At 69.1% G+C, this 5,982-nt stretch carries 4 protein-coding genes; all 4 read left to right on the plus strand.

The features are described from left to right. Positions 1-195 precede the first annotated feature (195 nt). A complete protein-coding gene (gene fdhD, locus AC5RV2_RS13630; protein WP_494092777.1) occupies positions 196-1,080 on the plus strand; it encodes a formate dehydrogenase accessory sulfurtransferase FdhD in 885 nt (294 codons plus the stop codon). Between the two features lie 51 nt (positions 1,081-1,131). After that, the gene (locus AC5RV2_RS13635; RefSeq protein ID WP_494092778.1) at positions 1,132-3,441 is read left to right on the plus strand and encodes an FdhF/YdeP family oxidoreductase; all 2,310 of its coding nucleotides are present in this window, start codon (positions 1,132-1,134) and stop codon (positions 3,439-3,441) included. Positions 3,442-3,609: 168 nt separating this feature from the next. Beyond that, the gene (locus AC5RV2_RS13640) at positions 3,610-5,490 is read left to right on the plus strand and encodes an ABC transporter ATP-binding protein (RefSeq protein ID WP_494092779.1); all 1,881 of its coding nucleotides are present in this window, start codon (positions 3,610-3,612) and stop codon (positions 5,488-5,490) included. Positions 5,491-5,604: 114 nt separating this feature from the next. After that, a partial coding sequence (locus AC5RV2_RS13645) for a helix-turn-helix transcriptional regulator (RefSeq protein ID WP_494092780.1) occupies positions 5,605-5,982 on the plus strand: 378 nt, incomplete at its 3' end.

Below are 5,982 nucleotides of genomic sequence, written 5' to 3' on the forward strand. Positions count from 1 at the left end.
GATGGTGGTGCCGGCCGCCGGGGCCGAACCCGGCGAGCAGCTGCCGGCCCTCGACCTGCCCTGGTGAACGACGCGTCCTGCCGCGCGCAGCCGGCCGCGCCGCCGCCCCGCACAGCCGGAAGCGCCGCCGCGCCGCCCGCCGCACGCAGCCCTGTGGCTGCCTTACCCTTGTTACAGGCAGTAGAGGAGAACTTCATGGGCCGCTTGACGCAGCGCCGCAAGGTGCTCAAACTCAGTCTCGATGCGCCGGCGCGCCGCCGCGAGGACGTGATGGCGGTGGAAGAGCCGCTGGAGATCCGGCTGGCCGGCCGCGCGTTCTCCATCACCATGCGCACCCCGGGCGACGACTTCGACCTCGTGGCCGGCTTCCTGGTCTCCGAGGGCGTCATCTGGTCGCCCGAACACCTCGTCTCGATGCGCTTCTGTGCCGGCGAGGACGAGGACGGCCGGCAGACCTTCAACGTGGTGGAGGCCCAGTTGGCGCCGGGGGTGGCGCTGCCGGATCCGCGGCTCGACCGGCAGGTGGTCACCAGCAGCGCGTGCGGCATCTGCGGCACCGCCTCGATCGACGCCGTGACGAAACGCTCCCGCTTCCCGCTGCAGAATGACGACGGCGGAGCCTCCCCGGGCCCGGACGGCACCGGTGCCGGCGGCGACGTGCCGCTGGACATCCTGCTGCAGTTGCCGGACCGGCTGCGCGAACAGCAGCAGGTGTTCGAGCGCACCGGCGGCGTCCACGCCGCCGGCCTCTTCAGCGTCGCGGGCGAACTGCTCTGCCTGCGCGAAGACGTGGGCCGGCACAACGCGGTGGACAAGGTCGTGGGTTGGGCGCTGCGCGAGGGGCGGCTGCCGCTGCGCAATACAGTGCTGCAGGTCTCCGGGCGCGCCTCGTTCGAATTGGTCCAGAAGGCCTATCTCGCAGGCATCCCCGTCCTGTCGGCCGTGAGCGCGCCGTCCTCCCTCGCCGTCGAACTGGCGGAAAAGGTGGGGCTGACGCTGGCCGGCTTCAGCCGCGGCCGCAGCATTAACGTCTATGCCCACCCGGGCCGGGTGGGCGCCGCCGTCGGGAATTTCGTGTGAGACGCGCCGGGAGAGTCGGGGAACCGGTGTGAGCCGGGATACATTAGGGGCATGACTCGTCCGGCACCCGTAAATGACATTGATGAAAGCACCCTGAAGGTCAAGGAACCGAAGAAGGTCGCCGCCGGTACTCCGGCGGTAAAGGTTGCGTTGGAGCGCGGCATCGAACAGGCCGGGGTCTCCCGCACCGCCCGGTCGCTGCTGCGGATCAACCAGCGCGGCGGTTTCGACTGCCCGGGTTGCGCCTGGCCCGAATCCATCACCGGCCCGCGCAAGCCGGCCGAGTTCTGCGAAAACGGCGCCAAGGCCGTGGCGGAGGAGAACACCAAGCGCACCGTCACGCCCGAGTTCTGGGCCCGCCACTCCATCGAAGAGCTCTCCACGAAGACCGAGTACTGGCTCGGCCAGCAGGGCCGGATCACCGAGCCGGTCATCATCCGCGAGGGCGAGACGCACTATTCGCCGATCTCGTGGGCGGACGCGTTCAGCCTGATTGGCGAACGCATCAGGGCGACGACGCCGGACCGCTGCGTGTTCTACACCTCGGGCCGGACCGCCAACGAGACCGCGTTCATGTACCAGCTGTTCGCACGCTCGCTGGGCACCAACAACCTGCCGGACTGCTCCAACATGTGCCACGAGTCCTCCGGCAGCGCGCTGAACCCGACCATCGGCATCGGCAAGGGCACCGTGTCGCTGGAGGACATCCACCACTCCGAGCTGATCTTCGTGGTGGGACAGAACCCCGGGACCAACCACCCGCGCATGCTCTCGGCGCTCAAGGAGTGCAAGGACAACGGCGGGACCATCGTGGCGGTGAACCCGCTGCCCGAAACCGGCCTGATGGCGTTCAAGGACCCGCAGTCGGTGGACGGGCTGCTGCGCGGCGGCACCGCGCTGGCCGACGAATTCCTGCAGATCAAGGTGGGCGGGGACCTCGCCCTCTTCCAGGCGCTGGGACACCTGCTGCTGGAAGAAGAAGACCGCGCGCCGGGCACCGTCGTGGACAAGGCGTTCATCGAGGCGAACACCGAAGGTTTCGAGGAGTACGTCGAAGCCCGCCGGCACATCGACTGGACCGAAACCGAGAAGGCCACCGGGCTGTCGCGGCTGGAGATCGCCAAGGTCGCCGGGCTGCTGGCCAAGTCCAAGGCCACCATCATCTGCTGGGCGCTGGGCCTGACCCAGCAGCCGCATTCGGTCGATACCCTGCGCGAGATCGTGAACCTGCTGCTGCTCCAGGGCAACTTCGGCAAGCCAGGAGCGGGCGCCTGCCCGGTCCGCGGCCACTCCAACGTCCAGGGCGACCGCACCATGGGCATCTGGGAGAAGCCCAAGGAGTGGATGCTGGCGGCGCTGGACAAGGAGTTCGGCATCACCTCGCCGCGCGAGCACGGCGTCGATTCCACCGAGGCGATCGACCGCTTCCACGAGGACAAGGTCGACGTCTTCGTCTCCATGGGCGGCAACTTCGCGCTGGCCAACTCGGAGACCGAGCTGCTCGAGAGCGGGATGAAGAAGGCCGGCCTGACCGTGCACGTCTCCACCAAGCCCAACCGCTCCCACGTGGTGCACGGGAAGACGTCGCTGATCCTGCCGACGCTGGGCCGCACCGACCGGGACGACAAGCATCCGAAGGGCGCCCAGTTCCTCTCGGTGGAAGACTCCATGTCCGTCGTCCGGTCCACGCAGGGCCGGCTGGAGCCGGTCAGCGAGCACCTGCTGGCGGAACCGGTGATCATCGCGCGGATGGCCCAGGCCACCTTCGGCGACGACCACCCGGTGGACTGGCGGGCGATGGCCGAGGACTACGACGTGATCCGGGACCACATCTCCCGCGTGCTGCCGGGCTTCGAGGACTTCAACACGCGGATCCGGAACAAGAGCGGATTCGTGCTGCCGAACCCGCCGCGCGACACGCGGTCCTTCGCCACCGACATCGGCAAGGCGCGGTTCACGGTCAGCCCGCTAGAGTACCTGGAGGCGCCCGAGGGACACCTTATCCTGCAGACCATGCGCAGCCACGACCAGTACAACACCACGTTCTACGGCTTGGACGACCGCTACCGGGGCATCTCCAACGGGCGGCGGGTCATCCTGGTGCACCCCGACGACCTGGCCGAACTGGGCTTCGCCGACCGCGACCTGGTGGACGTGATCAGCACGTTCAAGGGCACCGAGCGCCGCGCGGACGAGTTCCGCCTGGTGTCCTACCCGACGGCGCGGGGCTGCGCGGCCGCCTACTTCCCGGAGGCCAACGCGCTGGTCCACCGGGACCTGGTGGCCCGGGAGTCCAACACGCCGGGCTTCAAGGCGATGACGGTCCGCTTCGTCCCGCACGAGGAGAAGCAGCTCAGCTGACGCCGGGGTGGCGGAAGGCGCCGGTCCTGCACTCGTCAGGCCGGCGCCTTTCGCCTGCCCGCCGCGCAATTCCGGACAGCTTCCGGCCGCATGGCCGCCGGCAGGAACACCAGGGCGCTCGGAATGGTTCTAGGGTGGCAGTAGCACCATCAGCCGTTAGGAGCCATCATGTCCATGGAAGGGGCAGCCTGGAGTTCGCTGTACCGGCTTTCGCATTCGAAGGAGCAGAAGTCCTTCTCGCGGGAGACTGTCCGCCGGACCTTTGCGTTCGCCGCGCCCTACAAGGGCAAGATTGCGGTCTTTGTGCTGCTCTCGGTGGTGACCGCCACGCTGGCCGTCGCCACGCCGGTTCTCGCCGGCCGGGTGGTGAACGCGATCGTGGCCAAAACCGACGTCGAGGTAGTGATCTGGCTCGCCGTCGTCATCGCCCTGGTGGCCATCGCCGACGCCGGGCTCAGCATGGTGACCCGGTGGATTTCCTCCGGGCTGGGCGAGGACATCATCCTGGACCTGCGCACCGCCGTGTTCGACCACGTCCAGAAGATGCCGATCGCCTTCTTCATGCGCACCCGCACCGGCGCGCTGGTCAGCCGGCTGAACAACGACGTCATCGGGGCGCAGCGGGCCTTCGCCGGAACGCTCTCCGGGGTGGTGAGCAACCTCGTGGCGCTGATCCTCACGCTGATCGTCATGCTGAACACCTCCTGGCAGGTCACCCTGCTGGCGCTGCTGCTGCTGCCGGTGTTCCTGCTGCCGGCCCGCCGGATGGGCAGCCGGCTCGCGGAACTGCGCCGCGAGACCGCCAACCACAATGCCGCCATGAGCACGCAGATGACCGAACGGTTCTCCGCGCCCGGGGCCACGCTGGTCAAGCTGTTCGGCCGGCCCGCCGACGAGTCCCGCGAGTTCAAGCTCCGGGCCCAGCGGGTGCGCGACATCGGCATCAAGACGGCGGTGATGCAGTGGGTGTTCGTCACGGCGCTCACCCTGGTGTCCGCGCTGGCCCTGGCCCTGGTCTACGGGCTCGGCGGTTTCTACGCGATCATCGGCCAGCTGGATCCGGGCGAGGTGGTGACGCTGGCGCTCCTGCTCACCCGCCTGTACGCGCCGCTGACGGCCCTGGCGAACGCCCGGGTGGAGATCTCCAGTGCGCTGGTCAGCTTCGAGCGCGTCTTCGAGGTGCTGGACCTGAAGCCCCTGATCACCGAAAAGGACGACGCCGCTGCCGTGCCGCCGGGCCCGGTGTCCGTCGAGTTCAAGGACGTGCGGTTCGCCTACCCGTCCGCGGACAAGGTGTCGCTGGCCTCGCTGGAGGAGGTGGCGACCCTCGACGCCCGCGGCGGCGAGGAGGTGCTGCACGGGATCAGCTTCCGGGTAGAGCCAGGCCAGACGGTGGCGCTGGTGGGTTCCTCGGGGGCCGGAAAATCCACCATGGCCCAGCTGTTGGCCCGCCTGTACGACGTGGACTCCGGTTCCGTCGAGCTTTCGGGCATTGATGTCCGTGACCTGAGCTTCGAGGCGCTGCGCGGCACCATCGGCATGGTGACCCAGGACGGGCACCTGTTCCACGAGACCATCCGCTCCAACCTGCTGCTGGCCCGGCCGGAGGCCAGCGATGACGAGATTTGGGACGTGCTGCGCCGCGCCCGGCTGCAGGACCTGATCCGTTCCCTGCCGGACGGCCTGGACACCATGGTGGGGGAGCGCGGCTACCGGCTCTCCGGCGGCGAACGGCAGCGGATGACCATCGCCCGCCTGCTGCTGGGCCATCCCCGGGTGGTGATCCTGGACGAGGCGACGGCGGCCTTGGACTCCACCAACGAAGCCGCCGTGCAGGCGGCGCTCAGCGAGGCACTCGAGGGGCGCACCGCCGTCGTCATTGCCCACCGGCTGTCCACCGTGCGCTCCGCCGACCGGATCCTGGTCATTGAGGGCGGCCGGATTGCGGAGCAGGGCACGCACGCGGAGTTGCTGGCTTTGGAGGGCCGCTACGCCGAGCTGTACCGGACCCAGTTCCTCAGCGACACACGGGTGGCCGGTTTGGCCTGAGGGCGGCGGTCCGGGCCGCGCCGGGAGGGCGGCCGCGTGGCGGGTGTGGTCCGCCCGCTCAATGACTAGAGTTGCTCTGGGTCCCACACGTCGAATGAGTGGAAAGCGGGTGCGATGCAGCGCGGAACCAACCTGGGCCGCCTGGGCGGCTACAACCAGGCGGTGATCCTTAACGCCATTCGGCGTGCCCGCGGGGGAATCGCCCGGGTGGAACTGGTGGAGAGCACCGGGCTGTCCCCGCAGACCATCTCCAACGTGGTGCGCCGGCTGGTGGACGAGGGCCTGGTGCGCGAGGACCGCAAGACCGTCAGCGGGCCCGGCAAGCCGCGCACCGTTCTGCAGCTGGAACTTTCCAGCCGGCTGGCCATCGGCATCCACCTGGACCCCGTGGTCATGACCCTGGTCATGCTGAACCTCGACGGCGAGGTGGTGGCGCGCGCCCGGCATGATGTCCCCGCCGCCGGCCAGCCGGACGGGATGGCCGCCGCGATG

Source organism: Arthrobacter sp. Y3225116, assembly GCF_059091245.1.

Bases quoted from the DNA above. Each gene is read 5' to 3' on its own strand.
- fdhD (WP_494092777.1), top strand. From the start codon at position 196: ATGGGCCGCTTGACGCAGCGCCGCAAGGTGCTCAAACTCAGTCTCGAT.
- AC5RV2_RS13635 (WP_494092778.1), top strand. From the start codon at position 1,132: ATGACTCGTCCGGCACCCGTAAATGACATTGATGAAAGCACCCTGAAG.
- AC5RV2_RS13640 (WP_494092779.1), top strand. From the start codon at position 3,610: ATGTCCATGGAAGGGGCAGCCTGGAGTTCGCTGTACCGGCTTTCGCAT.